Raw genomic sequence first — 232 nt, forward strand, 5'->3', positions numbered from 1 at the left:
TTTTCCTATCAGGTCTCAGGTGAGTACGCCATGCATATGGCAGCGATCCAGAATTGCTGGCTGAAAGAATAAGAGACAGTTTTGGAATCTCTGCTGTGCTTCAAGCTCGCTGGTGCAGACGGCATTCTGACTTACTTTGCCAAGTCTGTGGCAGAGTGGCTTGCTGAAGAAGCGGCGGAGCGTCAGGCTTCACTGAACGTAAATCGTTAACAGCCTGACCTGTTGTTAAAAG

1 pseudogene is annotated in these 232 nt (G+C 49.1%); it reads left to right on the forward strand.

Features of this window, described 5'->3' with window-relative positions:
* Positions 1 to 210 (forward strand): annotated as a pseudogene (locus ACYP03_RS28275) (porphobilinogen synthase); the annotation flags it as partial.
* Positions 211 to 232 lie beyond the last annotated feature (22 nt).

It is taken from the genome of Photobacterium sp. R1, assembly GCF_054600795.1.